The organism is Variovorax sp. LARHSF232 (assembly GCF_052871435.1).
This window is the reverse complement of record NZ_JBIXJS010000003.1, coordinates 21,551-47,647: the sequence shown is the minus strand read 5'-3', so window position 1 is coordinate 47,647 and position 26,097 is coordinate 21,551. Positions and strand designations below refer to the sequence as shown.

Here is a 26,097-nt window from a genome sequence, read left to right as displayed (position 1 = left end):
GCCCACGGGCAGGGTCCACTTCAAGCCGTCTCGGCAAACAGCTCGCGGCCGATCAGCATGCGGCGCACTTCGCTGGTGCCGGCGCCGATCTCGTAGAGCTTGGCGTCGCGCCACAGGCGCTCCACCGGGAAGTCCTTGGTGTAGCCCACGCCGCCCAGGGCCTGGATCGCCTCGCCGGCCATCCAGGTGGCCTTTTCGGCCGAGTAGAGGATGGCACCGGCCGCATCCTTGCGGAAGGTGCGCGCATGGTCATTGCGGTCGCACGCCTTGCCTACCGCGTAGACATAGGCACGCGTGGCCTGCCAGGTGGAATACATGTCGGCGATCTTGCCCTGCATCAGCTGGAACTCGCCGATGCTCTGGCCGAACTGCTTACGGTCGTGCACGAAGGGCAGCACCGTGTCCATGCAGGCGGCCATGATGCCCAGCGGGCCGCCGGAGAGCACGGCGCGCTCGTAGTCCAGGCCACTCATCAGCACCTTGGCGCCCTGGCCCTCGCCGCCCAGCACGTTTTCTTCCGGCACCTCGCAATTGTCGAAGTACAGCGGGAAGGTGTTGGAGCCGCGCATGCCCAGCTTGTCCAGCTTGGTGCCGGCCGAGAAGCCCTTGAAGCCCTTCTCGACGATGAAAGCGGTCATGCCGCGCGCGCCCATCTCGGGCTCGGTCTTGGCATAGATCACCAGGGTGTCGGCATCGCCGCCATTGGTGATCCACATCTTGCTGCCGTTGAGCACATAGCGGTCGCCCTTCTTCTGCGCGCGCAGCTTCATGCTGACCACGTCCGAGCCGGCATTGGGCTCGCTCATCGCCAGCGCGCCGACGTGCTCGCCGCTGACCAGCTTGGGCAGGTACTTCTTCTTCTGCGCCTCGCTGCCGTTGCGGTGGATCTGGTTGACGCACAGGTTGGAGTGGGCGCCGTACGACAGGCCCACCGAGGCCGAGGCGCGCGAGACTTCCTCCATGGCGACGATGTGCGCCAGGTACCCCAGTTGCGTGCCGCCGTACGCTTCCGTCACCGTCATGCCGTGCAGGCCGAGGTCGCCCAGCTTCTTCCACAGGTCGTGCGGGAACAGGTTGTCGCGGTCCACCTCCGCGGCGCGCGGCGCGATCTCGGCGCCGGCAAAAGAGCTGATGGCGTCGCGCAGGGAATCGATGGTGTCGCCCAGGTCGAAGTTCAGGCCGGGATCGTGCATGGGGTTGTCTCCTTCGGGGTCGGTGCCGGGGCGCCTCGCTCTCGCGCAAATAAACGGCGGGGAGCGCGCATGAAAGTCGCAGCTTACGCCGAGCGCTGGCGCAAATGGCGCCACAATGGTTGCAAATCACGCCACATCGAGGCCCTGCTTCCATGCCCCCGCCGAGCTCCCGCAGCGGCCGCCGCGCCGCCACCCCGATGGCCTTCGTGCAGGCGATTACGCGCGCCTACGCCCTGCGTGGCAAGGACGCGGGCGCGGCCCTGGCGGCGGCACAGATCGCGCCGCGCGATGTGAAGAACCGCCAGGCGCGGGTGACAGCGGCCCAGTTCGAGGCGCTGAACGCCCACGCCATGCAGGAACTGGACGACGAGGCCCTGGGCTGGTTCAGCCGGCGCCTGCCCTGGGGCAGCTACGGCATGCTGTGCCGCGCCTCCATCACCTCGCCCGACCTGGGCGTGGCCATCAAGCGCTGGTGCCGGCACCACTGCCTGCTGACCGAGGACATCCTGATCTCCCTGCACACCCAGGGCGGCCTGGCCACCGTGAGCGTTTCAGAGCAGCAGCCCCTGCCACGCGAGCTGCGCGAGTTCTGCCTGGTGTCCTGCCTGCGCTTTTTGCACGGCTTTGCCAGCTGGGCGATCGATTCGCGCGTCTCCCTGCGCGAGGCGCGCTTTCCCTTCGAGGCGCCGCCGCATGCGGACGCCTATCCGCTGATGTTCTGCGATCAGCTGCAGTTCGGCGCCGATGAGGCCAGCTACAGCTTCGACGAGCGCTACCTGGCCCTGCCGCTGCAGCGCGACGAGCGGGCGCTGCGCGGCATGCTCAAGCGCGCGCTGCCGCTCACCGTGCTGCAGTACCGGCGCGACCGGCTGCTGGGCCAGCGCGTGCGCGAACTGCTGCGCACCCGCCCGCAAGAGGCCATGCATGCCCAGGCACTGGCCGCCATGCTGCACAGCTCGGCGCGCACGCTGCATCGGCAGCTCAAGGAGGAAGGCACTTCGCTGCAAGCCATCAAGGACGAGGTGCGGCGCGAACAGGCCATCGAGCAGCTGCGCCGCGGCAACAAGCCGATCAAGCAGGTGGCGCTGGCGGTGGGCTTTCGCAACGAGAAGAGCTTTGCGCGGGCCTTCAGGCACTGGACAGGCGCCACGCCCGGGGAATTTCGCCGCGGCGAGCCGGCCGAAGGCGACTAGTTTTCCTGAGCCCGCTTGCCTTGGGTCGCGGCGCGCTCCAGGGCCTGGTTGATCTCGTCCAGCGTCTCGGCCGATTCGCTGAGCTTCTTCTCGATGTCGCCGGTGTGGGCCACGGCCTGCTCCACATCTTGCGGGGGCGCCTTGTCGGACAGGCCCTTCTCGAGCACCTCGTGCACCACCAGGAGGTCGTCGGCGGCCTCCTTGATGTCCTCGGCCACTTGCTTGTTCTTTTCCAGCGCTTCGTCGATGGCGGGTTGCTTGGACGCGTCACGTTTCTGGGTCATCGCAGATTTCTCCAAAGAAGCAGGACTCGTCTTGCACCAGCTCGGCATCCGCGGCCAGAACGCGGTCGCGGCCTGGGACTACACGAATGCCGTGGTGGCACTGTATAACTTTTTGCTTCTCTCTCCATGAACGGCGATGTCTCTTGTCACCATCCTCGTCGAAGACAGCAAGGCGATTCGCGACAGCCTGCTGGCGGCCATGGCTGAACTGACCGACGTCGAGGTGGTTGCCGTGGCCGAGACGGCGGTCGATGCAACGTCTGCGCTGGAGAACTTCAGCGACCGCTGGGAGCTGGCCGTAGTCGACCTGTTCCTCAAGCAAGGCTCCGGTCTTGCCGTGCTGCGCGCCTGCCGGGAGCGGCCGTCCAACCGGCATGTGCTGGTGCTGACCAACTACCTCACCCCCGAGATCCGCAAGCGCTGCCTGGAGCTGGGTGCGGATGCGGTATTCGACAAGTCGACCGAGCTGGATGCCTTCTTCGAGAAGTGCAATGCCTACGCGAAGAACGGGCGGCACGCCTGAGGGCGCAGCACCCCGAGGTTACGTCGGCTGCGACTTGAATCTCGCCAGCACCGCCGGCAGCTCACCCATCTGCGTGAAGATCTGCGCCACGCCGATGGCGCGCAGTGCATCGGCGCCGCTGTGGCCCGGGCCGCCCGGGCTGTAGCCGAAAACGGTGGCGCCTGCCGCCATGCCGGCCATGGCGCCGGTCACGGTGTCCTCGATGACGGCGCAGCGCTGCGGGTCGACATCCAGCGCGTGGGCCGCGGCCAGGTAGACGTCCGGCGCCGGCTTGGAGCGCGGCGTCTCGTGGCCGCTGAACACCCGGCCTTCGAAGCACGCCAGGATGCCGACCTTCTGCAATTGCAGTTCGACCTTGCGCCGATCGGCGCCGGAGGCACAGGCGATGCGGCCTTGCAACTGCGCATGCAAGGCGCGCACCGCCGACGGGGCGCCGGGCACTTCCAGCAGGTCGCGCTCCAGCGCCTCGTTGCGCCGTCCCTGGAAGAGGCGCAGCCAGTCTTGCGTGAGCCGAAAGCCCGTCTTCTCCTCGATCAGCGCGATCTCGTCCTTCACCGCCTTGCCGACGAAGGTGCGCATGCATTCCTCCAGGGTCAGCACCCAGCCCAGTTCCTGCAGCATGTCGCGCAGCACGCCGTTGGTGATGGGCTCGGAATCGACCAGCACGCCGTCGCAATCAAAAAGGACGGCGTCAAAGGGAAATGAAGTCATCGGAAGAAGAGAAGGTCAGGACGCAGCCACCGGCTCGATGGCGTCGAGATAGTACCAACGCCAAACGCCGGCCCCGTCTTGCTCGCGAACGAAGCGGCTGTGCTCGGCCAGGCGCGTCGCGCGGCCGCCGGCATCCCGCAGCCGGGCGACGAACTCGACCTGCGCATGCGCCGCATCCATGACACGGTGCGACTTCAGCTGCAGGCCCAGCCAGCGCACGCCGGCCTCGAAGTCGATGGTGGCTGGCCGCTGGCTGGCATGCCAGGTCGCCAGCAGGTAGTCGCCCCGCTCGCGCACGAAGGCGGTGTAGCGAGAGCGCATGAGCGATTCGGCGTCCGGCGTCGGCGTGGCCGCGAAGTCGTCCAGGTAGCGCCCGCAGCATTGCGCATACGCCAGGGCCTTGCCGGGCTGGCCCTCGCGGCCGCAGGGGCAGGCCGCCTGGTCCACCTTCAAGCTCAAGCCAGGGCCCGCTGGATCAAGAGCTTCTGGATGTCCGAGGTGCCTTCGTAGATCTGGCACACCCGCACGTCGCGGTAGATGCGCTCCAGCGGAAAGTCGTTGACGTAGCCGTAACCCCCCAGCGTCTGGATGGCGGCGCTGCAGACGCGTTCGGCCATCTCGCTGGCAAAAAGCTTGGCCATGGCCGCTTCCTTCAGGCAGGGCTGGCCGGCGTCGCGCAGCGCCGCGGCATGCCAGATCAGCTGGCGGGCCGCCTCGATCTGCGTGGCGCATTCGGCCAGCCGAAAGCCGACTGCCTGCTGATCGAAGATCGATCCGCCAAAGGCCTGGCGCTCCTTCGCGTACTGCACGGCGAACTCGAAGGCGCTGCGCGCCATGCCCACGCTCTGCGCGGCGATGCCGATGCGCCCGCCTTCCAGTGCGCCCAAAGCGATCTTGTAGCCCTCGCCCTCCTGGCCGATCAGGTTCTCGGCGGGCACGCGGCAGCTGTCGAAGTTGATCTGCGCGGTGTCGCTGCTGTGCTGGCCCAGCTTGTCTTCCAGGCGCGCCACGTGGTAGCCCGGCGCATCGGTCGGCACGATGAAGGCGCTCATGCCGCGCTTGCCGGCACCCTTGTCGGTGACGGCGATGACGATCGCCACCTGGCCGTTCTTGCCGCTGGTGATGAACTGTTTGACGCCGTCGATCAGGTAGCCGTCGACATCGCGCCTGGCCGTGGTGCGCAGGCTCGACGCATCGCTGCCGGCCTGCGGCTCGGTCAGGCAGAAGGCGCCCAGCATCTGGCCTTGCGCCAGCGGCTGCAGCCACTTCTTCTTTTGCTGCGCATTGCCATAGCGCATGAGGATCGCGTTGACCGGGCAGTTGGTGACACTGATGGCCGTGCTGGTGCCGCCGTCGCCGGCCGCGATTTCTTCCAGCACCAGCGCCAGCGTCAGGTAGTCCAGCCCCGCGCCGCCGTCTTCCTCGGGCACGCAGATGCCGTAGGCGCCCAGTTGCGCCAGCCCGGCATGCGCTTCCTTGGGAAAGGCATGCTCGCGATCCCAGCGCGCGGCATGAGGCCACAACTCGGCCTGCGCGTAGGCGCGCACGGCGTCGCGGATGGCTTCCTGATCGGGGGTGAGCAGCATGACTGAAGGTCCTTTGTCTCTTGTTGGTTTGCGGCGTTCAGGCCGACGGCAGATCTTCGCCTTGCAGCTGCAGGCGATAGCGCGCCAGCATCTCTTCCTGCGTTTCCATTGCGGTGCCACCGCCCATCTGATCGCGGATCATCTGGCCCATGCTTGGCATCGCGTCGCGCGGCCCCCAGGTATGCGCAGCCCACAGTTGCGAACGCATGAAGGCCTTTGCGCAATGCAGATAGGCTTCGCGCACGGCCACCTCGATCACCAGCTTGGGCAATTGCCGCTCATGCGCAAAACGCTGGCTGAACTCGGGCTCGTCGCGCAGCTGGGCCGTGCCGTTCACGCGCAGCGTCTCGTCCGTGCCGGGGATCAGGAAGATCAGCGCCACGCGCGGGTCGTCCAGCAGGTTCTCCAGCGTGTCGAGCCGGTTGTTGCCGCCGGAATCGGGCAGCAGCAGGGTGGCGCCGTCCTCCGAGGTCTTGACGAAGCCGGTGGCGCCGCCGCGCGGGGAAGCATCAAGCAGCGCCGCGCCTCGGCCCGCGCTGGCGATCACGCAAAAAGGCGACAGCGCCACGAAGCGCCTGGCATGCGCATCGAGGCGGTCCATCTGTTTACCCAGTGCCCGCTCGCCAGGCGCGGCATAGAGCGCCCGCAATTGGGCAAGGCTGCCGATCATCCTCAGATCAGCTCGATGGCGACCGCCGTGCCTTCGCCGCCGCCAATGCACAGCGTCGCCACGCCGCGCTTCTTGCCGCGCGCCTGCAGGGCGTGCATGAGGGTGACCATGATGCGCGCGCCGCTGGCGCCGATCGGGTGGCCCAGGGCGCAGGCGCCGCCGTGCACGTTGACGATGTCGTGCGACACGCCCATCTCCTTCATCAGCGCCATCGGCACCACGGCAAAGGCTTCGTTGACTTCCCACAGGTCGACGTCCTTCACGCCCCAGCCGGTCTTGGCGAAGAGCTTCTGCACGGCGCCGACCGGAGCGGTGGAGAACCACTCGGGCTGCTGCGCGTGGGTGGCGTGGCCGACCAGGCGGGCCAGCGGCTTGGCGCCGATCTTCTTGGCGTGCGCCTCGGTCATCATCACCAGCGCGGCGGCGCCGTCGTTGATGGAAGAGCTCGAGGCGGCGGTGATGGTGCCGCCGTCCTTCTTGAAGGCCGGCTTGAGCGTCGGGATCTTGTCCAGCTTGACCTTGCCCGGGCCTTCGTCGATGGTGATCACGGTGTCGCCCGCGCGGCCCTTGACGGTGACCGGCGCGATCTCGGCCGCAAACAGGCCGTCGGCGGTGGCGTGCTTGGCGCGCTCGACGCTGGCCACGGCGAAGGCGTCCTGCTGCTCGCGCGTGAAGCTGTACTTGGCAGCGCAGTCCTCGCCGAAGGTGCCCATGGAGCGGCCGGGCTGGTAGGCGTCTTCCAGGCCGTCGAGCATCATGTGGTCGAAGATGCGGTCGTGGCCCATGCGGTAGCCGCCGCGGCCCTTGAGCATCAAGTAGGGCGCGTTGGTCATGCTTTCCATGCCGCCGGCCACCATCACCTCATGCGTGCGAGCCAGCAGCAGGTCGTGCGCCAGCATCGCGGCCTTCATGGCCGAGCCGCACATCTTGCTGAGCGTCACCGCGCCAGCGCTGTCGGGCAGGCCTCCCTTGTAGGCCGCCTGGCGCGCCGGGGCCTGGCCCTGGCCGGCCATCAGGCAGTTGCCGAACAGCACTTCACCCACCGTTTCGGGCGCGATGCCGGCACGCTCCATGGCGGCCTTGATGGCAACGCCGCCCAGGTCGTGTGCGGCAAGCGTCGAGAAGTCGCCCTGGAAGGCGCCCATGGGGGTGCGGGCCGCACCGACGATGACGATGGATTCAGGCATGGTGGTCTCCTATGTAGATGAATGAAGGGGTTCAGAAATAAGGTGCGTGGCCGTCGTGGTGAAAACGCTGGCCTTCGTCATAAGGGAAGACATCGAGCATCTGCCCGGCCTTGATGCGCTCCTTGTGGCGGTGCCAGAAGGCTGCGTCCAGCAGGTCGGCGTGGTGATCCATGAAGGCCTTGCGCACCCTGTCGTTGCCCAGCAGAAAGGGCTCGAAGGTCTCGGGGAACACATCCTTCGGGCCAACCGCATACCAGATCTCGCCGCTCATCTCGTCTTCCTCGTTGCGCGGCGTCGGCACCTTGCGGAAGTTGCAGTCGGTGAGGTATTCGATCTCGTCGTAGTCGTAGAACACCACCTTGCCGCCGCGGGTGACGCCGAAGTTCTTCCACAGCATGTCGCCCGGAAAGATGTTGGCTGCGACCATGTCCTTGATGGCATTGCCGTACTCGACCACCGCGTGCTCCAGCTGGTCTTGCGCCCGCTTGGCCTGGCCCTCGTTCTCCGGGTGCTCGATTGCGTCGAAGGCTTCCTGCAGGTAGATGTTGAGCGGGATCATGCGCCGCTCGATGTAGACGTGCTTGAGCACGACCTCCATTTCACCGTTGCCGTCGCGGTCTCCGATGGTGAGCTGGCTGGGCGCGAACTTCTCGATCTCCTCGATCAGGTCGGGTTCGAAGCGGTCCAGCGGAAAACCCACCTCGCTGTACTCCAGCGTGTCGGCCATGCGCCCCACCCGGTCATGCTGCTTCACCAGCAGGTATTTGCCCTTGATCAGCTCGCGCGTGGTGTCCTTCTGCGGCGGGTAGTAGTCCTTGATGAGCTTGAACACGAAGGGAAAGGACGGCAGGTCGAACACCAGCATCACCATGCCCTTGATGCCGGGCGCGATGCGAAACTTGTCGCTGGAATAGTTCAGGTGCGAGAGAAAGTCGCGATAGAAAAGCGTCTTGCCCTGCTTGGCCAGGCCGATGGCGTTGTAGATCTCGGCGCGCGGCTTGCGCGGCATCAGCGAGCGCAGGAACTGCACGTAGGCCGATGGCACCTCCATGTCGATCATGAAGTAGGCTCGCGCAAAGGAGAACAGCATCTGCAGGTCGTCTTCGCCGAACAGCGCCGCGTCTATATAGAAGTGGCCCTTGGCGTCGTGCAGGATGGGCAGCGAAAAGGGCAGCTCGACAAAGCCGTTGATGATCTTGCCCACCACGTAGGCGCCCTTGTTGCGATAGAACAGGCCCGACAGCACCTGCAGCTGGAAGTTGGCGCGCAGCTTGACCTGTTGAAAGCGCCCCAGAATGGCGTGCGCCACCCGCTTGGCATCGCGGTGCAGGTCGGCCCAGCGGCCCTGCAGGCCGAAGTCTTCCAGCATGCGCACGATGGTGTCGTCCAGCGTGTCGTGCGGCGCTTCCTGGGTCGGGTAGTAGGCACGGTAGGTGGGCGCGTCGCGCGGCTCGATGTACTCGGTGCTGATGGCCGGCCGCACGAAGATGAAGTCGTTCTGGAAATAGGCCCGGTGCAGGATTTTGGTGGTGACCGAATTGAAGAAGGTCTCGGCCAGCTCCGGCTGGTGGTGGTTCACCAGGAGGCCGATGTAGTGCAGCTTGACCTGGTGCCACACCTCCATCGGCTGGTCGCCAGCCTTGAATTCCTTCTCGAGCCGGGCCACCGCCTCGCTCACCCGCAGGTCGTAGAACTCGATGCGCTCGCGCTGGGCGCGCTGCTGGCCGTGCCAGTCGGCCGTCTCGAAGCGGTGTTTGGCGCGGGCGGATTCGGCGCGGAACAGCCGGTAGTGCCGATTGAAGCCGTCGGCCATCGCCTTGGCGATGTCATAGGCGAGCGGCGAATCGAGGCGCTGCGGAAACATCGTGCTCATCTCCTCCCGGGCTGACATGGGAACGGGCTTTTCAGGATTCTTCGATCCACTTGGCCCGGATGCGCTCCACGGCCGCCTGGTACATGCCATCGAGCGAGTCGGTGCTGCTCACGCTCATGCCCAGGTCGTTGAGCAGGCCGTCGTGCACGCCGAAGGCCCAGCCGTGGATGCGCACTTTCTGGCCGCGGCCCCAGGCGTCGAGCATCACGGTGCTGACGCAGACGTTCACCACCTGCTCCACCACGTTGAGTTCGCACAGGGCATTGGCGCGCGCCATCTCGGGCAGCGCTTCGAGCAGGGCGCGATGCCGGTCGCGCACGTCCTGGATGTGGCGGATCCAGTTGTCGGCCAGGCCGATGCGCGCGCCTTCCAGCGCGGCCTGCACGCCCGAGCAGCCGTAGTGGCCCACCACCATGACGTGCTCCACCTTGAGCCGCTCCACCGCGAACTGGATGGACGACAGGGCATTGAGGTCCGAATGCACCACGATGTTGGCCACGTTGCGATGCACGAAGACTTCGCCCGGCTCCAGGCCGGTGATCTGGTTGGCCGGCACGCGGCTGTCGGAGCAGCCGATCCACATGTATTTGGGCGTTTGCTGCTTCACCAGGCTGGTGAAGAAGCCGGGGCGATCGCGCTCGGTCTGCGCGGCCCAGGCGCGGTTGTGGGCGAAGAGGTCGTTGAGGCTATCGGGCATGGTGCTTGAATTGTCGTGGCGTTCGTTGAATTTCAGGTTGCGGCGCGGCGCGCCCGTGCCAGGGTGGCGCGGGCCTTGCGCTCCTGCTCGCGCACTTCGTCGAGGTTGGCTTGCAGTTCGGCCAGTTGCGCCTCCAGCTGGCCGCGGTGCTCGCCCAGCACCGCCAGGAACTTCTCCAGCTGGGGCACGGTGTCGCGCGGGCTGTCGTACATGTCCAGGATGTCCTTGGCCTCGGTCAGGCGCAGGCCCAGTCGCTTGGCGCGCAGGGTCAGGGTCAGCCGGGCGCGGTCGCGGCCGCTGTAGACGCGCTGCCGCCCGCCCGGACCGCGGCGCTCGGGCGCCAGCAGGCCCATGTCTTCATAGAAGCGGATGGCCCGGGTGGTGAGGTCGAACTCCTGGGCCAGCTCGCTGATGGTGTAGGTCGGCGCGGACATGTATCGAGTTGCTAGGGCCGTTGCGGGGGCGACAGCGAAAATTCGCCTTCATCCCTACAATGATCGCTCCACATCTGACGTTTACGTAAACGTCAATCCTACATGAACCTCCTCGAACGCGAACTCCACTACCCCTTCGGCGACCAGCTGCCCGCCCCCGGCACCACGCTCGAAGTCGCCCCGGGCGTGCGCTGGGTGCGCATGGTGCTGCCCTTCGCGCTCGACCACATCAACCTCTGGCTGCTGGCCGACGAGATCGACGGCCGCCAGGGCTGGACCATCGTCGACTGCTGCATTTCCCGCCAGGAAGCGCGCGACCAGTGGGAACAGATCTTCGAGACGCAGCTGCAGGGCCTGCCGGTGCTGCGCGTGATCGTCACCCACATGCACCCCGATCACATCGGCCTGGCCGACTGGCTGTGCCAGCGCTGGAACGCGCCCCTGTGGATCAGCTCGACCGACTACCACGTGGCCAAGGTCCTCAGCAGCAGCGCGGGCGACAGCGCCGCCGGCGGCGAAGAGGCGGCCAACTTCTTCGCGGCGCACGGCCTGGTGGACGCCGAGGCGGTGGCCAAGATCCGGGCCCGCACCAGCTACTACGCCAACATGGTGCCCGGCGTGCCGAAGAACTTCGTGCGCATGATGGATGGCGACGAGGTTCTGATCGGCGGCCGCAGCTGGCGCTGCATCAGCGGCTATGGCCACGCGCCAGAGCACATCTCGCTGTACTGCGACGGACTGAAGGTGCTGCTGGGCGGCGACATGATGCTGCCGCGCATCTCGACCAACGTGAGCGTGTACGCGGGCGAGCCCGAATCGAACCCGCTGCGCATGTTCCTGCAGAGCATCCGGCGCTTCAAGGAACTGCCGGCCGACGTGCTGGGCCTGCCTGCGCACGGCAAGCCCTTCACCGGCGTGCATCGCCGCGTGGAGCAGCTCGAAGAGCACCACCGCGACCACCTGGCCGCCCTGCTCGAGGCCTGCACCGCGCGCGCCCTGTCGGCGTCCGAGGCTTTGCCGGTTCTGTTCAAGCGCGCGCTCGACCTGCACCAGATGACCTTTGCCATGGGCGAGACGGTGGCGCACCTGCACTACCTCTGGTTTGCCGGCCAGCTGCGCCGCACGCTCGGGGAAGACGGCATCTACCGCTTCGGAGCGCCCGCCAACCAATGAGCGCGCAGGCAGCCGAGTCGGCGCAGCAGACCCTGGCGCGCCTTCGCGGCGGCGCGCTGGCGGGCGCGACGCGGCTCGACCTGACGGACGGGCTCACCGAGCTGCCGCCCGAGGTCTTTGCGCTGGCCGACACGCTGGAAGTGCTCAACCTCTCGGGCAACGCGCTCAGCGAGCTGCCGCCGGACTTTGCGCGCCTGTCCAGGCTGCGCATCCTGTTTTGCTCCGACAACCGGTTCACCCGCCTGCCCGAGGTCCTGGGCGACTGCCCGCGGCTGGAGATGGTGGGCTTCAAGTCCAACCGCATCGCGCAGGTGCCGGGCAGCGCGCTGCCGCCGCAATTGCGCTGGCTGATCCTCACCGGCAACGAGATTGGCGAGCTGCCGCCCGAACTGGGCGAACGCCCGCGCCTGCAGAAGCTGATGCTGGCGGGCAACCGCCTGCGCCGCCTGCCCGATTCGATGGCGGCCAGCGATCGGCTGGAGCTGCTGCGCATTGCCAGCAACCGCATCGAGGAACTGCCCGACTGGCTGCTGGCCCTGCCGCGCCTTTCCTGGCTGGCCTTCGGGGGCAACCCGGTGGCAGAAGCGTGCGAAACGCGCGCTGTGGCGAGCTACCCGGTGCCCGACATCGACTGGGCCCGCCTGACGCTGCACGAAGTGCTGGGCCAGGGCGCGTCCGGCGTGATTCATCGCGCGAGCTGGCTGGGTGATGACGGCGCCGAGCGCCCGGTGGCCGTGAAGCTGTTCAAGGGCGAGATCACCAGCGACGGCTCGCCCATGAGCGAAATGGACGCCTGCACCGCAGCCGGACCGCATCCGGACCTGATCGCGGTGCGTGGCCGCATCACCGGCCATCCGGCCGGCACGCCGGGCCTGGTGCTCGAGCTGATTTCCCCCGCCTACCAGAGCCTGGCCGGCCCGCCCAGCCTGGAAAGCTGCACGCGCGATGTCTACGCGCCGGGGCAGCGCTTCAGCCCGGGCAGTGCACTGGCCATCGCCGGCGGCATGGCGTCGGCCGTGCGCCAGCTGCACGCGCACGGCATCACGCATGGCGACCTGTACGCCCACAACATCCTGTGGGACGGCGAGCACGACGCGCTGCTGGGCGACTTCGGCGCCGCCTCCTTCTTCGACCCCGAGGGTGCACAGGCGCAGGCCCTGCAGCGCATCGAGGCACGCGCTTTCGGCTGCCTGCTGGAAGAACTGCTGCAGCGCTGCGAGGCACCGGATCGGCCGTTGCCAGACGCTTTGCAGCAACTGCAGCAACGCTGCCTGGCGACGGATGCACGGCTGCGCCCGGCCTTCGCCGAAATCGACGCCACCCTGCGCAGCTTGCGCTGAGAAGCTGGCGCCTTGGTGACCGCGCCGCGGCCGGCGATCGCCTTAAGCTTGACGAGCAAGACTCAAGGAGACACACCTCATGGACACCCGCCACCTCTTTTCGCTGCAAGGCCGCACCGCCCTCATCACCGGTGGCTCGCGCGGCATCGGCCGCATGATTGCCGAGGGCTTCCTGGCCCAGGGCGCCCGCGTCTACATCTCGGCGCGCAAGGCCGAGGCCTGCGACGAAACGGCCAAGGCGCTGTCGGCCTTCGGCCATTGCGTCTCGTTGCCGGCGGATGTGTCGACGTTGGAAGGCGCCAAGAGCCTCGTCGACGCTTATGGCAAGCACGAGAAGACGCTCGACATCCTGGTCAACAACGCCGGCGCCGCCTGGGGCGCGCCGTACGACGAGTTTCCGGAAAGCGGCTGGGACAAGGTGGTGGACCTGAACTTGAAGACGCCCTTCTTCCTGACCCAGGCGCTGACGCCGATGCTGCGCGCCGCTGCCACCGGCCACCCGACCAAGGTGATCAACATCGCCTCCATCGACGGCGTGTCGGTCAATCCGCAAGAGACCTACTCCTATGCCGCCAGCAAGGCCGGCCTGATCCACCTGACGCGCCGCATGGCGCTGCGCCTGGCCAAGGACAACATCGTGGTCAGCGCCATCGCCCCCGGCGCCTTTGCCTCCAGCATGAACAAGGATGCGCGCGACCACGCCGACGAAGTCAAGCAGCGCATCCCGGCCGGGCGCATCGGCACGCCGGAAGACATGGCCGGCGCCGCCATCTTCCTGGCGTCGCGGGCCGGCGACTACGTGATGGGATCGACCCTCATCGTCGACGGCGGCGTGACACACGCGCGGGGCTGAAGCAAACTGGCGTCATGGAAGACGCCTCGTTCACTTGCGGAGGCGGCTGCACCTGCCGCCAGGTGCGCTACCGGCTGACGAGCAAGCCCTTGTTCGTGCACTGCTGCCACTGCCGCTGGTGCCAGCGCGAGACCGGCAGCGCCTTTGCCTTGAACGCCATGATCGAGGCCGATCGGGTGCAGCTGCTGCAGGGCGAAGTCGAGGTGATCGACACCCCCTCCAACAGCGGCAAGGGCCAGAAGATCTCGCGCTGCCCCCAATGCCGCGTCGCCGTGTGGAGCAACTATGTGGGCGCCGGCGACGCGGTGCGCTTCGTGCGCGTCGGCACGCTGGACGAACCCGATCTGCTGCCGCCGGACATCCACATCTTCACCGCCTCCAAGCAGCCCTGGGTGCTGCTGCCGCCCGGCACGCCGGCCGTGCGAGAGTACTACAAGGCCTCCGAGATGTGGCCCAGGGAAAGCCTGGCGCGGCGCGCGGCACTGATGGCCAAGCGCCAGTAGGTTCTCCAGACCGGGACCGGCTCCATCACCAGCACCTGCGCCTGGCAGCCCTGCGCCAGCACCTCGATCCAGCCGCCGCCGTCGATCTGCATCGCCTCGCCTTCGCGCAAGGTCCTGGCCGGACTGATCATGCGCTCGGCCAGCCAGCGCGACGGCTCGCACACCCGCACCGAGCCGGCCAGCACCTGGACCACCGTGCCGCGGCGCACCGTGGCTTGCACTGCCTGTCCTGCACGCAGGCGCAAGGGGCCGATGTCTTCGTATTCGAACGCTGATGTCTGCATGCCGCGCCTCCTGAAAGTTGGCCTTCATCGTAGGAATCAGCCCCTCGCAAAAACAGGCACAGCCAAGGCCTTTCTGCAGCACAGCAGACGCACGGCGCAGTGCTCTGTTATGGTCAATTTCACCCAATCTGCATCTGTTTTCGAAGCCCCGCATTCGAGAGCATCCGGTATGTGACAGCGATGGACTCCCTGCCCCTCTACAAGCGCCTGGCGGCGCACTACCTCGACGCGATCCGTGCCGGCCAGTTGGCGCGCGGCGAGCGCATGCCTTCGCTGCGCAGCCTGATGCGCCAGCATTCGGTGAGCCTGTCGACCGCGATCCAGGTCTGCCGCGAGCTGGAGGCCGGCGGTTGGCTGGAGGCGCGCGACCGCTCGGGCTACTTCGTGCGCGCGCCGGCGCGCGTCGGCATCGCGCCGCTGAAGGAGCCGGCCAACAGCGGCGTGGCACCCGATCCGGCGCAGTACGTGGGCATCCATGCGCGGGTTTCGGCCTTCGTCTCGAACCGGCGCAACCAGGCCGTGAAGGTCAACTTCTCCATCGCCCGCGCGGCACCGCAGCTCTACCCCGGCGAGGCCCTGCGCGCCGCAGTGGCCAAGGGCTTGCGCCAGCGCCCGGAGCTCTTGACGGTGGCGCCGCAGCAGCGCGGCGATGCCGGCTTCCGCTCGGTGCTGGCGCGGCGCGCCCTGGCCAGCGGCATGACGCTGGCGCCGGACGACATCCTGGTGACCAACGGCTGCATCGAGGCGCTCAACCTGGCGTTGCGCGCCGTGGCCCAGGCCGGCGACACCATCGCGGTGGAATCGCCCACCTTCTACGGCCTGCTGCAGGTGCTGGAAAGCCTGGGCCTGCGCGCGCTGGAGATTCCCACCAGTCCGCAGACCGGCATCTCGCTGGAGGCGCTGCAGCTGGCGGCCGACACCTACGGTGACATCAAGGCCGTGGTGGTGGTGCCGCATCTGCAGAACCCCCTGGGCAGCGTGATGCCCGATGCGAACAAGCAAGGGCTGCTGCGCCTTTGCGAAGAGCGCGGCATCGCCCTGATCGAAGACGACACCTACAGCGCGCTGGTCGACAGCGGCGCGCCGCTGCGCGCCATCAAGTCCTGGGATGCGCATGGCCAGGTGATCCATTGCGCCTCGCTGCACAAGATCCTGGCGCCGGGCATGCGCCTGGGCTGGATGGCGGCGGGCCGCTGGCAGGCGCGGGTGGAAATGCTCAAGTACGCGCAGACGCGCAACAACGAAAGCCTGTCGCAGGTTGGGGCCGGCCAGTTCATGGCCACCGGCGCCTACGACCGGCATCTGCGCCGGCTGCGCGGCGCACTGGCCACACAGCGCGAGCGCACCGCCGAAGCCATCGCGCACTGCTTTCCGCCGGGCACGCGCATGAACGTGCCGCCGGGCGGGCTGCAGCTGTGGGTGGAACTGCCGGGCAGGCTATCGGCCAACCTCTTGTGCGAGGCAGCCCTGGCCGAGCACATCCTGATCGCCCCGGGCTCGCTGTTCTCCAATTCGGGCCGCTTCGACCACTTTGCGCGGCTGAACTGCGGCTGGCCCTACACGACAGAGATCGACGCTGCGCTGCGCCGCCTGGGCGAGCTCGCCACGTCGCTGATCAAGGCGCAGCAGGCCGCCCGGCCGCGGGCGGGCACGCCCGAAGCGCTCGTCAAGACCAGCGCGGCATCTGCTCTTCCTTGAGCTGGCGCCGCAGCTGGTGGTAGTCGGGCACCACGCTTTCCACCGTTTCCCAGAAGCGCTGGCTGTGGTCCATCACGCGCAGGTGGGCCAGCTCGTGCGCCACCACGTAGTCGACCACCGGCATGCGGAAATGCACCAGGCGCCAGTGCAGGCGAATGGCGCCGTCGGCGCTGGCGCTGCCCCAGCGCGTGGCCGCGTTGGTCAGCGACAGCTTGTTCCAGGCAACGCCCAGGCGCGGCGCGAAATGGTCCAGCCGCTCGATGAAGATGCGGCGCGCCTGGCGCATCAGCCAGGCCTGGGCAGCGTCGCGCACCTGGGTGCTGCCGGCGTTGCCGGCCAGCGCCAGGCGCAGCACGCCCTCGCCGCTGCCCTCGGCGCCCACGTCCAGGATCGCGCCGCCGGCGCCGGCAAAGGCATGCCGGGGATCGAGCCGCACCGTGACGGGCTCGCCCAGGAAGTGGAAGCTGGCGCCGTCGCGCCACTCGATGCGCGCGGACTCCATGCGCTGCTGGCGCTCGCGCGATTCGCCCAGCTTGCGCACGATCCAGTCGGCCTTTTCCTGCAGCGCTGCGTCGACGTCGCGCAGCGCCACCCAGCGCGGGGCGCGCACGGTCAGTCCCTCGGGGCCGACCACGAAGCCGATGGTGCGGCGCTGGGCCCGCGTGAATTCATAGGCCACGCGGGCATGGCCCAGCAGCGCCTGGCGCGTGGCGCGGGGGTGTTCGAAGCTGGCGGGAGCGAGGGCTTCGGACAACGCAAGCGGCGGCAAGGCGCCTGCCAGCTCCGCTGACGCGTTCGCCGCGGGGGATGCAAGCACGTCGCCGCCGAACAGATCCAGGGTGAGTTGCGAAAGCGCGGAAGCCATGGGTTCGATTGTGCCTCGGGCCTGCGGTCGGCACGGCTCTCATTGGGCAACCTTCGCGCGAGGCGCTGCGCTGCGAGCCCCTTCGGAGCGGCCCGAGGCTCTCATGCCCCGCCTTGCAAGTCGGCGTAGGCGACGGCGTACTTCATCAGCGCCGCCTGTCCGTCAATGCGCAGCTTTCGGCGCAGGTGCAGCCGGTGCGTCTCCACCGTGCGCACCGAGGCGCCCAGCGCATGCGCGATTTCCTTGTTCGAATGCCCTTGCGCCAGAAGCGAGAGCACGGCCGCCTCCCTGGGCGTCAGCTGGTGAGATGCGCGCGTGACCTCCGGCGGCATGTCTTCGCCAGACACGGCAAGTTCGGGGCTGAAGTAGCGTCCGCCCCGATGCACCACATCAACCGCCTCGACCAGTTGTTGACTCGGCCCGTCCTTGAGCACGTAACCGCAAACGCCGCACGCGATCGCCCGTTGCACGTACTCGGCATCGTGATGCATCGACAAGATCAGCACGCGCGTGGCGGGAAAGCGGTCACGAAAGGCGCGCGCCATCTGAATCCCGTTCGCATCCGGCATCCGTATGTCGGTAAGAACGATATCAGGCCGCATCCGTTCGGTGAGTTGCGCGGCCTCGTGCGCGTTGCCCGCCTCGCCAATCACCCGAATGTGCTGCGTGACGTGCAGCCGCATGCGCACGCCGTCGCGCAGGAGCGGATGGTCGTCGACCAGAAGGACTCGAATCGGGGAATCGGCATGTGTCATGGCGAGGCGTCATTCAGGTCGTGCGCCGGCGGCGCGTTGGATGCAGCCGGCCCGGCGGAAAGCGGGAGATAGGCCTCGATGTGCGTGCCGCCTTCGGAAGAGTGGATCAGCAGCGTGCCGCCCAGCCCTTCGGCGCGCTCGCGCATGTTGCGAAGGCCGATGCCTCGCCGGCCATCGCGGAACACGCGCTTGGTGTCGAAGCCGCGACCGTCGTCTTTGACGAACAACTGCACGCCACGCCGGCCACCTCTCAAGACCAGGTCGATACGCCGCGCGCCTGCGTGCGCGCGCGCGTTGCGCAGCGCTTCCTGTGCGATGCGGAACAGCGCCGTCCCCTGATCGGCAGGAAGCTCGGCCGGCACGTCATGGCACGCCAACCGGATGTCACCCGCACCCTCTTCGCGCATCTGCTCGACCAAGAGCGTCAACGCCGGCTCCAGGCCAAGGTCGTCCAGCAAGGCAGGCCGCAAACCGTGCGACACCCGCCGGATCTCCACCAATGCGCCGTCGAGGCGCGCCAGGCCTTGATCCAGCGCCTGCCGCGGTGTGAACGCTGTGCCGGTGCCAGGCCGAGACAGCTGGAACTGCGCGGCTTCGAGAAGGAATTTGGCGGAAGCCAGCACCTGCACGACGCCATCGTGCAACTCGCGCGCCACGCGCAGCCGTTCCTGTTCCTGCGAATGCACCACGCGGCGCGCCAAGTGGCGCAGCTTGTCCGCCGCCACGCGTTGATCCTTCAGGTTCAGCGCGAGTCCGCCGATGCCGATCAGCACGACGCACAGCGCGGCGATGCCGAAGATGCGCCAGCGCGTGCCGTTGATGTTGGCGCGCGCCCCGGTCTCGATGGCCTTGAGTGTTTCCTGAACGTCGTCCAGGTAGATGCCCGAGCCGATCACCCAGCCCCAACGCGGGATGGGCAGGACGTACGCGAGCTTGGGCACATGCGATTGCGACGAGGGCTTGTGCCAGGTGTAGCGCACAACGCCACCTCCGTGGCGCGCAGTTGTCAGTATGAGGCGCGCGGCATCGGCGCCCACCGGGTCGGCCGGGTCGTCGGGATCGCACAGGTCCACGCCCTGCAACGAGACTTCGCGCGGCTGGATGAGCGGCTTGCCGTGCTCGTCGTAGACGAAGAAGTAGCCGTTCTGTCCGAATTGCATGCGCGTCAAGGTGGCGATTGCTGCTGCCTTGCGCTGCTCGACCGGCCCTGCGTCCTCGGCCATGCGCGCGATGACGTTGCCTGCCAGCTCCACGTAGTGCTTCACCTCCGCCTCTTTGCTCTGCATGAAGGCCGACTCCACCAGCGACTGCTCCCCGCGGACCAGGTCCATCGTCTGGTGCTGCACAGTGGCCGCCATCAGTGCCAGGGCCACGACGATCGGCACACCGGACAGCAACAGCAACTTGAGGCGCAGCTGCATGTCAGCGATCCGCCTCAAGGCAAGGCCTTGTCTTGGAGTTCGATTTCGCAATCGCACGCACTTGCATCGTCCACGCCCCAATCGAGATCGCAATGGTTGAGGCCGCAATGGTGATCGAAGTTGGGCTGCCATCGCAAGCCCGCAGTGCGTGCTTCAGCCTTGAAACGACGCGCCGAACCCGCCGCGTGTCGAGCGAAGCGCCGCGGCTTGCGTACTACCACGTAGGGGAAAAAGCAGGGAACTCGCGCGAGAAGCCGTTCCTAGAATTCGCCGCGAATCGACCTCTGGTTCTCGGCTTCCTGTCATCGGTTTTCAAACGTGAATAAGGAGACAAGCAGATGCGCGTATCCCCCGCCCACCGGCGCCTGGCCTGCCTGATCGGCAGCGGCGCACTGGCCTTGGCCACGACGGCCTGCACGATGCCGACCCAGCGCCAGGCGCTATCGACATCCGGCGTGCCACCCGCCATCGGACCCTATTCGCAAATGGTCTCGCATGGCACGACGCTGTACCTCTCGGGCGTGATCCCGCTGAATACAGCCGGCAATGCGGTGGTCGGCACCAGCATCGAGGAGCAGACGCATACCGTTCTACGCCACATGGGCACCCTGCTCAAGTCACAGGGACTGGACTACGCGGACGTTCTGTCCACCACCGTCTACATGAAGGACCTCAACGACTTCGCCGCGATGAACAAGGTCTACGGCGAGTACTTCAAGAGCGCCGCGCCTGCGCGCGCGACCGTCGAAGTGGCGCGCCTGCCGCGCGACGTGAAAGTAGAGATCAGCGCGGTCGTCGGTCGCCGCTGAGCAGGACCCAAGCCTACCAAGGACGCAGCACATGAACGATACGAACATCGCCGACAACGCCGCCACGGTGGCCGAGCCCCTGCCCGGCTTGAGCACGGCAGGCTGGGGCGCGAAGCGCCGCGACTTTCTGCGCATGCTTGGCCATGGTGCCGGCGCAGCCGCATTGAGCCCCTTGCTGTTTGCCTGCGGCGGCAGCAACTCGCAGACGCGCGCCCAGGATCTGCGCGCCCAACTCGTACAGGACGAGGCGTTCTGGACCGAGGTGCAGAAACTCTTCGTACTGAACCCGGCCAAGACCTTCATGAACATCGGCACGGCCGGCTCCATGCCCAAGCTGGCGCTGGACGTGCTTGATGTCGAAAGCCGCAAGAAGGCCGCCGAATCCGGCAGCGGCTACAGCAACCTGCTCGACCTGCGCCGCCAGGTGGCACCCGGCTTCGGCGTCGATGCGGAAGAACTGGCCTTCTCCGCCAACACCTCGTCCGGCATGTGCCACGCGATCCTTGGGATCCCCTGGCAAGCCGGCGACGTGGTCGTCACCACCAACCACGAGCACGGCGGCGGCGACACCCCGCTGAACATCGCAAGAGACCGCTACGGCATCGAGATCTCGCGCATCGCCATGCCGGTCGGCAACAACCAGACCGCGGCGACCTATCAGAACCTGTTCGACGAACGTGTGCGCACGCTCAAGACGCAAGGCAAGCGCGTGCGCGCGATGATGTGGTCTTCGCCGACTTACAAGACTGGAACGCTGCTCCCAATCGCTGAGCTGATGGAAGTCGTGAAGGCGCACCAGCTCATCAGCATCGTGGATGGTGCACATTTGCCGGGCATGATGGCGCTCGACTACGGTGCGCTGGGGATGGACTTCATGTCCGGTGCTGGCCACAAGTGGCAGTGCGGCCCCGGCTCCACCGGCATCCTGATCATGCGAAATCGGATTCGCGCGTCCAATCCACTGCCCTTGCCCAACTGGTACCCCGTTCACACCAGCGCCTACACACCGCGCGACCGCAACGCGACCGGCGCTCAGGCGTTCGACATCTCCGCCAGCGTCACGCAATGCGGCAGCGTGCACACCCCCATGTTCCAGTCGCTGGTCGCCGCCTGTGCCAAATGGGACGAAATCGGCCGCAAGAAGATCGAGACCTACGACCTCGCCTTGTCGGCCTACCTGAAGGAGCGGATCGTCGAGCGCTGGGGCATCGAATCGCTGTACTCGCCCAAGGACGACCCGAAGCTCGTGTGCGGGCTGACCTGCTTCAACCCGTTCCAGAACAAGGCCGACATCATGGTCTCAGCCAAGTCCGCGAGCTTCGTCACGCGCATGCAGGCCGAGTACCCGCAGGGCTTCGTCATCCGCAATGTGGGCTTCGAAGTGATCGGTGCGGCGGCTCAGCACTATGGGGTGCGCGTGTCCACGCACCTCTGGCACGACGCCAACGACATCGATGCGCTGGTGGATGCCATGTGGGATCTGTCGCGCAAGATGGCCTGAGCGGCTGATCTCAGCGGTAGGCCTCGGGGTCGAGGCGGCGCATCTCGGCCTCGATCCACGCCTCGACTTCACGCATCAGCTCGTCGGGCTTGCGCCCGGCGCTGGAAATGGCCGGCCCGATCGACACGTCCACCACGCCAGGCCGCTTGATGAAAGCCTTGCGCGGCCAGACCTTGGCCGAGGTGACGGCGATCGGGATCACCGGCGCGCCGGTGTCCACCGCCAGCCGCGTGCCGCCCGACTTGTAGTTGCCCTTCTGGCCGCGCGGAATGCGCGTGCCCTCGGGGAACATGATGATCCAGATGCCCTGGTCCAGCAGGCGCTTGCCCTGGTCCACCACCTTGTTGAAGGCCTGGGCGCGCTGGCTGCGGTCGATGTGGATCATGTCCAGCCGCGACATGGCCCAGCCGAAGAAGGGCACGTAGATCAGCTCCCGCTTGAACACGAAGGCCAGCGGGTGCGGCATCAGCGTGGGCAGGTAAAAGGTTTCGAACGTCGACTGGTGCTTGACCAGCAGGATGGCGCCGGCGCGCTGGTCCTGCGGCAGGTTCTCCATGCCGGTGACGCGGGTCTTGATGCCCAGGAGCACGCGGGCGCCGCCGATAGCCCAGCTGAGCCAGCGCACCGCCATCCAGTAGAGCGGCTCAGCTTTGGTCCAGAGCGAGGCCACGCACATGATGATGCCCCAGGGCACGACGGTGACGAGCATCCACAGCGCGTGGATGATGGAACGGATCAGTGGCATGAAAGAACCAGGAATTGAAAATCAGGTGGCGCCCGCAATGCCCGCCTGCTGCGCTTCACGCGCCAGCAGGAACTCGACGAAGGCAGGCAGGTCCTCATGCACCTGGGTGCCGGGCGGGTACTCGGGTGGCAGCGGCTCGATGCCGCGGCAGGCGCCGCCCCTGCCGGTCAGCAGCAGGTGCGGCTCGCAGCCTGCCGCGTAGCCGGCCTGCAGGTCGCGCAGGCTGTCGCCGGCGGTGGGCATGCCCTTGACGTCGATGCCATAGCGGTCGCTGATCTGCTCAAACAGGCCCGGCTTGGGCTTTCGGCAGTTGCAGCCTTCGTCCGGTGCGTGCGGGCAGAAGAACACCGCGTCGACGCGGCCGCCCACGGCCGCCAGCATCTTGTGCATCTTGGCGTGCATGGCGTTGAGCGAAGCCATGTCGAACAGGCCGCGGCCCAGGCCCGACTGGTTGGAGGCGATGGCCACGACCCAGCCCGCATGATTGAGCCGGGCGATGGCTTCCAGCGCGCCGGGCAGCGGCGTCCACTCGACGTCGCTCTTGACGAAGTCTTCGCGGTGCACGTTGATGGTGCCGTTGCGATCGAGGATGACGATCTTCATGGCGTGGCCCTGCGCGGTGTGAGGCATCAGACGGCCAGCCTCTCCAGTTGGGCGACGCGGTTCATCGCGCCGTGCAGCGAAGACAGAAGGCCCAGGCGGTTCAGGCGCAGGTCGGCTTCTTCGGCGTTGACCATCACGTCGTCGAAGAAGGCATCGACCGGCGCGCGCAAAGCGGCCAAGGTCTGCAGCGAGGCCGTGTAGTCGCCGGCAGCGAACTGCGCGTCCGCCTTGGGCACAACGTTTTGCATCGCTTCGTAGAGCGCCGCCTCGGCCGGCTCGCGCAGCAAGGCGGTGTTGACATGCGCGTCGGCCTCGGGCGACTTCTTCAGGATGTTGCCGATGCGCTTGTTGGCAGCCGCCAGCGCGGGCGCTTCGGGCAACGCGGCAAAGGTGCGCACCGCCGCCAGCAGCTCGGGCACGAGGGCCAGGCGCTGCGGCTGCGAGGCCAGCACCGCATCGGCCTCCTGCGCGCTGGCGCCCTGCTCGCGCAGGCTCCCCGACAGGCGGTCGAAGATGAAAGCCTGGAGGCCGTCGGTGGCGCCTTGCGCATCGAAGCCCTCGATGGCGGCGAATTGCCGGGCCGCGCCCTGCAGCAACGCATTGAGTTCCAGCGGCAGCTTCTTCTCGATCAGCATGCGGATCACGCCCAGCGCATGGCGGCGCAGCGCAAAGGGGTCGCGGTCGCCGGACGGCAGGTTGCCGATGCCGAACATGCCCACCAGGGTTTCCAGCTTGTCGGCCAGCGCCACCACCACGCCGACCTCGCCACGCGGCAAGGTGTCGCCGGCAAAGCGCGGCTTGTAGTGGTCTTCGATGGCGTCGGCCACGGAAACGTCCAGGCCGTCGTGCAGCGCGTAGTAGCGTCCCATGGTGCCTTGCAGCTCGGGGAACTCGCCCACCATGTCGGTCACCAGGTCGGCCTTGGCCAGTTGCGCGGCCTGCGTGGCGTGTGCGGCCAGCTCGCCTCCACCCGATGCGCCCAATTGCTCGGCGATGGCACGCGCGATGTGCATCACGCGGGTGACCCGCTCGCCCTGCGTGCCCAGCTTGTTGTGATAGACCACCTTGGCCAGCTGCTCGACGCGCGAGGCCAGCGATTTCTTTCGGTCCTGGTCGAAGAAGAACTTGGCGTCGGCCAGGCGCGGACGCACCACCCGCTCGTTGCCGCCGATGACGGCGCTGGCATCGTCCGGGCGGATGTTGCTCACCACCAGAAACTTGTGCGTCAGGCGGCCATGGACATCGAGCAGCGGAAAGTACTTCTGGTTGGCCTTCATCGTCAGGATGAGGCATTCCTGCGGCACGTCGAGAAACTCGCGCTCGAACTCGCAGACCAGCACGTTGGGGCGCTCGACCAGCGCTGTGACTTCGTCGAGCAGCGCGTCGTCATCGATCGGCACCGAGCCGGCGCCCACCTTGACGGCGGCCTCGGCCAACTGGCGCGCGATCTCGAGGCGGCGCGCCTCGAAGCCGGCGATGACGGCGCCGTCGTCGATCAGCTGCAGCGCATAGCTGTCGGCATCGCGCAGCACCACCGGGTCGACGCTGGCCTCGAAGCGGTGGCCGTGGGTCTCGCGGCCCGAGCGCAGGCCCAGCGCTTCCACGGGCACCACCTCGTTGCCGTGCAGCGCCACCACCCCGTGCGCCGGGCGCACGAAGCTGACGCTGGTCCAGCCGGGCAGCTCGCCGGTCTCGAGCTGGTAGCTCATCACCTTGGGGATGGGCAGCTTGGCAATGGCCTCGAGCAGGGCCTTCTGCAGGCCGTCGGCGAGCATGGCGCCGCGCGCCGTGCTTTCGAAGAACAGCGCCTCCGCCTTGCCGTCCTGCGCGCGCTTGAGGCCGGCCACGGCAGATGCATCGGCACCGAGGGCGGCCAGCTTCTTGAGCAGGGCCGGTGTCGGCTGGCCGGCGCCATCCAGGCCCACGCTCACCGGCATCAGCTTTTGCGAGATCGCCTTGTCGGCCGCTTGTGCCGCCACGTCGGTGAGATGCGCGGCCAGGCGGCGCGGCGAGGCATAGGCGGTGAGCACCGAGCCGGCATCGGCCAGGCCTTGCGCGACCAGCTGGTCGCGCAGCACGCCGGCAAAGGCCTCGCCCAGCTTCTTCAGCGCCTTGGGTGGGAGTTCCTCGACGAACAGTTCGACGAGCAGGTTTTTCTTGATGGAGGTGGTCATGGTTCAGGCCGCCTTCTTCGCGGGAGGGATCTGAGCCACCCACTCGCGCGGGGCCATCGGGAAGCCCAGCCGTTCGCGGCTGTCGTAGTAGCTCTGCGCGACGGCGCGCGCCAGGTTGCGGATGCGGCCGATGTAGGCGGCGCGCTCGGTCACGCTGATGGCGCCGCGCGCGTCCAGCAGGTTGAAGCTGTGCGCGGCCTTGAGCACCTGCTCGTAGGCCGGCAGCGCCAGCTGCTCCTGCATCAGGTGCTTGGCCTGCTTTTCATGCGCGGCAAAGGCGGAGAACAGGAAGTCGGCGTCGCTGTGCTCGAAGTTGTAGGTCGACTGCTCGACCTCGTTCTGCTTGTAGACGTCGCCGTAGCTGAGGTCTTCCGTCCATTTCAGGTTGTAGACGTTGTCCACGCCCTGCAGGTACATGGCTAGGCGTTCCAGACCGTAGGTGATCTCGCCGGTGATGGGCCGGCAGTCGATGCCGCCCACCTGTTGGAAGTAGGTGAACTGGGTCACTTCCATGCCGTTGAGCCAGACTTCCCAGCCCAGGCCCCAGGCGCCCAGCGTGGGGTTCTCCCAGTCGTCTTCGACAAAGCGGATGTCGTTCTTCTTCAGGTCGAAGCCCAGGGCCTCCAGCGAGCCGAGGTACAGCTCCAGGATGTTGGCCGGCGCCGGCTTCAGGACCACCTGGTATTGGTAGTAGTGCTGCAGACGGTTCGGGTTCTCGCCGTAGCGCCCGTCCTTGGGGCGCCGGCTGGGCTGCACGTAGGCCGCCTTCCAGGGCTCGGGGCCGAGGGCCCGCAGGAAGGTGGCGGTGTGCGAAGTGCCCGCCCCCACCTCCATGTCGTAGGGCTGCAGCAGGGCGCAGCCCTGGGCATCCCAGTACGACTGCAGTTTGAGAATGATTTGTTGGAAGGTCAGCATGGGCTGGCCGGCATCGCCGGACGTAAGTCGCAAACGCGGGCCAGGCCCGCGAAACGGACGATTTTACGGGCGGGGGCCGCCCGCATGGCGCCATACCAGCCACACGC

General features: G+C 67.3%; 28 protein-coding genes. 10 read left to right on the top strand and 18 right to left on the bottom strand.

Annotation, left to right across the window (positions count from 1 at the left end):
* Positions 1-20 precede the first annotated feature (20 nt).
* Positions 21-1,193, bottom strand: a complete 1,173-nt coding sequence (locus ACIPRI_RS09105) for an isovaleryl-CoA dehydrogenase (protein WP_446621113.1) — start codon at positions 1,191-1,193, stop codon at positions 21-23.
* 152 nt (positions 1,194-1,345) lie between these two features.
* Between ACIPRI_RS09105 and ACIPRI_RS09100 the strand changes: the two genes are divergently transcribed.
* Positions 1,346-2,386, top strand: coding sequence for an AraC family transcriptional regulator (locus ACIPRI_RS09100; protein ID WP_446621112.1), 1,041 nt, complete (start codon positions 1,346-1,348; stop codon positions 2,384-2,386).
* Here ACIPRI_RS09100 and ACIPRI_RS09095 read toward each other — a convergent pair.
* Complete coding sequence (locus ACIPRI_RS09095) at positions 2,383-2,670, bottom strand: hypothetical protein (RefSeq protein ID WP_446621111.1); 288 nt, start codon at positions 2,668-2,670, stop codon at positions 2,383-2,385. The genes ACIPRI_RS09100 and ACIPRI_RS09095 overlap by 4 nt on opposite strands.
* 136 nt (positions 2,671-2,806) lie before the next feature.
* On the opposite strand from ACIPRI_RS09095, the gene ACIPRI_RS09090 reads away from it, so the two are divergent.
* Positions 2,807-3,193, top strand: a complete 387-nt coding sequence (locus ACIPRI_RS09090; RefSeq protein ID WP_446621110.1) for a response regulator — start codon at positions 2,807-2,809, stop codon at positions 3,191-3,193.
* A gap of 18 nt (positions 3,194-3,211) precedes the next feature.
* Here ACIPRI_RS09090 and ACIPRI_RS09085 read toward each other — a convergent pair whose 3' ends face one another.
* From ACIPRI_RS09085 to ACIPRI_RS09050, 8 genes are read right to left on the bottom strand one after another with little or no spacing between them, the layout of a single operon-like run.
* Positions 3,212-3,904, bottom strand: coding sequence for an HAD family hydrolase (locus ACIPRI_RS09085; protein ID WP_446621109.1), 693 nt, complete (start codon positions 3,902-3,904; stop codon positions 3,212-3,214).
* Positions 3,905-3,919: 15 nt separating this feature from the next.
* Positions 3,920-4,363, bottom strand: a complete 444-nt coding sequence (locus ACIPRI_RS09080) for a YchJ family protein (RefSeq protein ID WP_446621108.1) — start codon at positions 4,361-4,363, stop codon at positions 3,920-3,922.
* Entirely contained in the window at positions 4,360-5,490 is a 1,131-nt protein-coding gene (locus ACIPRI_RS09075; protein WP_446621107.1) for an acyl-CoA dehydrogenase family protein, read from the bottom strand. The genes ACIPRI_RS09080 and ACIPRI_RS09075 overlap by 4 nt, the downstream gene beginning before the upstream one ends.
* Positions 5,491-5,527: 37 nt before the next feature.
* Entirely contained in the window at positions 5,528-6,160 is a 633-nt protein-coding gene (locus ACIPRI_RS09070) for a pyridoxamine 5'-phosphate oxidase family protein (protein ID WP_446621106.1), read from the bottom strand.
* 2 nt (positions 6,161-6,162) lie between these two features.
* Positions 6,163-7,347, bottom strand: coding sequence for an acetyl-CoA C-acyltransferase (locus tag ACIPRI_RS09065; RefSeq protein ID WP_446621105.1), 1,185 nt, complete (start codon positions 7,345-7,347; stop codon positions 6,163-6,165).
* Positions 7,348-7,378: 31 nt separating this feature from the next.
* Positions 7,379-9,211 carry a bifunctional isocitrate dehydrogenase kinase/phosphatase gene (gene aceK / locus ACIPRI_RS09060; RefSeq protein ID WP_446621104.1) on the bottom strand — a complete coding sequence of 611 codons (1,833 nt, stop codon included), beginning with the start codon at positions 9,209-9,211 and terminating at the stop codon, positions 7,379-7,381.
* Positions 9,212-9,251: 40 nt separating this feature from the next.
* Positions 9,252-9,917 carry a carbonate dehydratase gene (gene can / locus ACIPRI_RS09055; RefSeq protein WP_446621103.1) on the bottom strand — a complete coding sequence of 222 codons (666 nt, stop codon included), beginning with the start codon at positions 9,915-9,917 and terminating at the stop codon, positions 9,252-9,254.
* 32 nt (positions 9,918-9,949) lie between these two features.
* Entirely contained in the window at positions 9,950-10,351 is a 402-nt protein-coding gene (locus ACIPRI_RS09050) for a MerR family transcriptional regulator (RefSeq protein ID WP_446621102.1), read from the bottom strand.
* Positions 10,352-10,453: 102 nt separating this feature from the next.
* On the opposite strand from ACIPRI_RS09050, the gene ACIPRI_RS09045 reads away from it, so the two are divergent.
* From ACIPRI_RS09045 to ACIPRI_RS09030, 4 genes are all read left to right on the top strand, one after another.
* Positions 10,454-11,524 (top strand): MBL fold metallo-hydrolase, encoded by a 1,071-nt coding sequence (locus tag ACIPRI_RS09045; protein WP_446621101.1) that lies wholly within the window; start codon positions 10,454-10,456, stop codon positions 11,522-11,524.
* The gene (locus ACIPRI_RS09040; RefSeq protein ID WP_446621100.1) at positions 11,521-12,864 is read left to right on the top strand and encodes a leucine-rich repeat-containing protein kinase family protein; all 1,344 of its coding nucleotides are present in this window, start codon (positions 11,521-11,523) and stop codon (positions 12,862-12,864) included. The genes ACIPRI_RS09045 and ACIPRI_RS09040 overlap by 4 nt, the downstream gene beginning before the upstream one ends.
* Before the next feature lie 79 nt (positions 12,865-12,943).
* Positions 12,944-13,717, top strand: a complete 774-nt coding sequence (locus ACIPRI_RS09035) for an SDR family oxidoreductase (RefSeq protein ID WP_446621099.1) — start codon at positions 12,944-12,946, stop codon at positions 13,715-13,717.
* A 14-nt stretch (positions 13,718-13,731) separates the two neighbouring features.
* Positions 13,732-14,220, top strand: coding sequence for a GFA family protein (locus ACIPRI_RS09030; protein WP_446621098.1), 489 nt, complete (start codon positions 13,732-13,734; stop codon positions 14,218-14,220).
* Here ACIPRI_RS09030 and ACIPRI_RS09025 read toward each other — a convergent pair.
* Positions 14,148-14,504 carry a hypothetical protein gene (locus ACIPRI_RS09025; protein ID WP_446621097.1) on the bottom strand — a complete coding sequence of 119 codons (357 nt, stop codon included), beginning with the start codon at positions 14,502-14,504 and terminating at the stop codon, positions 14,148-14,150. The two genes, ACIPRI_RS09030 and ACIPRI_RS09025, sit on opposite strands and share 73 nt — an antisense overlap.
* A 180-nt stretch (positions 14,505-14,684) precedes the next feature.
* On the opposite strand from ACIPRI_RS09025, the gene ACIPRI_RS09020 reads away from it, so the two are divergent.
* Positions 14,685-16,202 carry an aminotransferase-like domain-containing protein gene (locus tag ACIPRI_RS09020; protein WP_446621096.1) on the top strand — a complete coding sequence of 506 codons (1,518 nt, stop codon included), beginning with the start codon at positions 14,685-14,687 and terminating at the stop codon, positions 16,200-16,202.
* On the opposite strand, the gene ACIPRI_RS09015 is transcribed toward ACIPRI_RS09020, so the two are convergent.
* The 3 genes from ACIPRI_RS09015 to ACIPRI_RS09005 form a co-directional block, all read right to left on the bottom strand.
* Entirely contained in the window at positions 16,171-17,067 is an 897-nt protein-coding gene (locus ACIPRI_RS09015) for a M48 family metallopeptidase (protein ID WP_446621095.1), read from the bottom strand. The genes ACIPRI_RS09020 and ACIPRI_RS09015 overlap by 32 nt on opposite strands.
* Positions 17,068-17,168: 101 nt before the next feature.
* Positions 17,169-17,822, bottom strand: a complete 654-nt coding sequence (locus ACIPRI_RS09010) for a response regulator (RefSeq protein ID WP_446621094.1) — start codon at positions 17,820-17,822, stop codon at positions 17,169-17,171.
* Positions 17,819-19,243: a cache domain-containing protein gene (locus tag ACIPRI_RS09005; protein WP_446621093.1), complete on the bottom strand. Its 1,425-nt coding sequence runs from the start codon at positions 19,241-19,243 to the stop codon at positions 17,819-17,821. Before ACIPRI_RS09005 ends, ACIPRI_RS09010 begins: the two co-directional genes overlap by 4 nt.
* Positions 19,244-19,275: 32 nt before the next feature.
* On the opposite strand from ACIPRI_RS09005, the gene ACIPRI_RS09000 reads away from it, so the two are divergent.
* Genes ACIPRI_RS09000 through ACIPRI_RS08990 form a run of 3 tightly spaced genes read left to right on the top strand, consistent with a single transcriptional unit; the run spans position 19,276 to position 21,553 of the window.
* Positions 19,276-19,569 (top strand): hypothetical protein, encoded by a 294-nt coding sequence (locus tag ACIPRI_RS09000; protein WP_446621092.1) that lies wholly within the window; start codon positions 19,276-19,278, stop codon positions 19,567-19,569.
* 12 nt (positions 19,570-19,581) lie between these two features.
* Positions 19,582-20,052, top strand: coding sequence for a Rid family detoxifying hydrolase (locus ACIPRI_RS08995; RefSeq protein ID WP_446621091.1), 471 nt, complete (start codon positions 19,582-19,584; stop codon positions 20,050-20,052).
* Positions 20,053-20,083: 31 nt separating this feature from the next.
* Positions 20,084-21,553 carry an aminotransferase class V-fold PLP-dependent enzyme gene (locus ACIPRI_RS08990; protein WP_446621090.1) on the top strand — a complete coding sequence of 490 codons (1,470 nt, stop codon included), beginning with the start codon at positions 20,084-20,086 and terminating at the stop codon, positions 21,551-21,553.
* 10 nt (positions 21,554-21,563) lie between these two features.
* Here the strand turns inward: ACIPRI_RS08990 and ACIPRI_RS08985 are convergent, their stop codons facing one another.
* Genes ACIPRI_RS08985 through glyQ form a run of 4 tightly spaced genes read right to left on the bottom strand, consistent with a single transcriptional unit; the run spans position 21,564 to position 25,990 of the window.
* Entirely contained in the window at positions 21,564-22,298 is a 735-nt protein-coding gene (locus tag ACIPRI_RS08985) for a lysophospholipid acyltransferase family protein (protein ID WP_446621089.1), read from the bottom strand.
* A gap of 21 nt (positions 22,299-22,319) precedes the next feature.
* Positions 22,320-22,901: a D-glycero-beta-D-manno-heptose 1,7-bisphosphate 7-phosphatase gene (gene gmhB / locus ACIPRI_RS08980; protein ID WP_446621686.1), complete on the bottom strand. Its 582-nt coding sequence runs from the start codon at positions 22,899-22,901 to the stop codon at positions 22,320-22,322.
* Positions 22,902-22,927: 26 nt separating this feature from the next.
* On the bottom strand, positions 22,928-25,075 hold the full coding sequence (gene glyS, locus ACIPRI_RS08975) for a glycine--tRNA ligase subunit beta (protein WP_446621088.1): 2,148 nt from the start codon (positions 25,073-25,075) through the stop codon (positions 22,928-22,930).
* A gap of 3 nt (positions 25,076-25,078) precedes the next feature.
* Positions 25,079-25,990: a glycine--tRNA ligase subunit alpha gene (gene glyQ / locus ACIPRI_RS08970; protein WP_446621087.1), complete on the bottom strand. Its 912-nt coding sequence runs from the start codon at positions 25,988-25,990 to the stop codon at positions 25,079-25,081.
* Positions 25,991-26,097 lie beyond the last annotated feature (107 nt).

Excerpts from the sequence above, each read along its gene's own strand:
- ACIPRI_RS09090 (WP_446621110.1), top strand. The coding sequence starts at position 2,807 with ATGTCTCTTGTCACCATCCTCGTCGAAGACAGCAAGGCGATTCGCGAC.
- ACIPRI_RS09015 (WP_446621095.1), bottom strand. The coding sequence starts at position 17,067 with ATGGCTTCCGCGCTTTCGCAACTCACCCTGGATCTGTTCGGCGGCGAC.
- can (WP_446621103.1), bottom strand. The coding sequence starts at position 9,917 with ATGCCCGATAGCCTCAACGACCTCTTCGCCCACAACCGCGCCTGGGCC.
- ACIPRI_RS09105 (WP_446621113.1), bottom strand. The coding sequence starts at position 1,193 with ATGCACGATCCCGGCCTGAACTTCGACCTGGGCGACACCATCGATTCC.
- ACIPRI_RS09095 (WP_446621111.1), bottom strand. The coding sequence starts at position 2,670 with ATGACCCAGAAACGTGACGCGTCCAAGCAACCCGCCATCGACGAAGCG.
- glyS (WP_446621088.1), bottom strand. The coding sequence starts at position 25,075 with ATGACCACCTCCATCAAGAAAAACCTGCTCGTCGAACTGTTCGTCGAG.
- glyQ (WP_446621087.1), bottom strand. The coding sequence starts at position 25,990 with ATGCTGACCTTCCAACAAATCATTCTCAAACTGCAGTCGTACTGGGAT.
- ACIPRI_RS08995 (WP_446621091.1), top strand. The coding sequence starts at position 19,582 with ATGCGCGTATCCCCCGCCCACCGGCGCCTGGCCTGCCTGATCGGCAGC.
- ACIPRI_RS09070 (WP_446621106.1), bottom strand. The coding sequence starts at position 6,160 with ATGATCGGCAGCCTTGCCCAATTGCGGGCGCTCTATGCCGCGCCTGGC.
- ACIPRI_RS09035 (WP_446621099.1), top strand. The coding sequence starts at position 12,944 with ATGGACACCCGCCACCTCTTTTCGCTGCAAGGCCGCACCGCCCTCATC.
- gmhB (WP_446621686.1), bottom strand. The coding sequence starts at position 22,901 with ATGAAGATCGTCATCCTCGATCGCAACGGCACCATCAACGTGCACCGC.
- ACIPRI_RS09020 (WP_446621096.1), top strand. The coding sequence starts at position 14,685 with ATGGACTCCCTGCCCCTCTACAAGCGCCTGGCGGCGCACTACCTCGAC.
- ACIPRI_RS09100 (WP_446621112.1), top strand. The coding sequence starts at position 1,346 with ATGCCCCCGCCGAGCTCCCGCAGCGGCCGCCGCGCCGCCACCCCGATG.
- ACIPRI_RS09010 (WP_446621094.1), bottom strand. The coding sequence starts at position 17,822 with ATGACACATGCCGATTCCCCGATTCGAGTCCTTCTGGTCGACGACCAT.
- ACIPRI_RS09005 (WP_446621093.1), bottom strand. The coding sequence starts at position 19,243 with ATGCAGCTGCGCCTCAAGTTGCTGTTGCTGTCCGGTGTGCCGATCGTC.
- ACIPRI_RS09025 (WP_446621097.1), bottom strand. The coding sequence starts at position 14,504 with ATGCAGACATCAGCGTTCGAATACGAAGACATCGGCCCCTTGCGCCTG.
- ACIPRI_RS09040 (WP_446621100.1), top strand. The coding sequence starts at position 11,521 with ATGAGCGCGCAGGCAGCCGAGTCGGCGCAGCAGACCCTGGCGCGCCTT.
- ACIPRI_RS09030 (WP_446621098.1), top strand. The coding sequence starts at position 13,732 with ATGGAAGACGCCTCGTTCACTTGCGGAGGCGGCTGCACCTGCCGCCAG.
- ACIPRI_RS09050 (WP_446621102.1), bottom strand. The coding sequence starts at position 10,351 with ATGTCCGCGCCGACCTACACCATCAGCGAGCTGGCCCAGGAGTTCGAC.
- ACIPRI_RS09065 (WP_446621105.1), bottom strand. The coding sequence starts at position 7,347 with ATGCCTGAATCCATCGTCATCGTCGGTGCGGCCCGCACCCCCATGGGC.
- ACIPRI_RS09045 (WP_446621101.1), top strand. The coding sequence starts at position 10,454 with ATGAACCTCCTCGAACGCGAACTCCACTACCCCTTCGGCGACCAGCTG.
- ACIPRI_RS09085 (WP_446621109.1), bottom strand. The coding sequence starts at position 3,904 with ATGACTTCATTTCCCTTTGACGCCGTCCTTTTTGATTGCGACGGCGTG.
- ACIPRI_RS08990 (WP_446621090.1), top strand. The coding sequence starts at position 20,084 with ATGAACGATACGAACATCGCCGACAACGCCGCCACGGTGGCCGAGCCC.
- aceK (WP_446621104.1), bottom strand. The coding sequence starts at position 9,211 with ATGTTTCCGCAGCGCCTCGATTCGCCGCTCGCCTATGACATCGCCAAG.
- ACIPRI_RS09075 (WP_446621107.1), bottom strand. The coding sequence starts at position 5,490 with ATGCTGCTCACCCCCGATCAGGAAGCCATCCGCGACGCCGTGCGCGCC.
- ACIPRI_RS08985 (WP_446621089.1), bottom strand. The coding sequence starts at position 22,298 with ATGCCACTGATCCGTTCCATCATCCACGCGCTGTGGATGCTCGTCACC.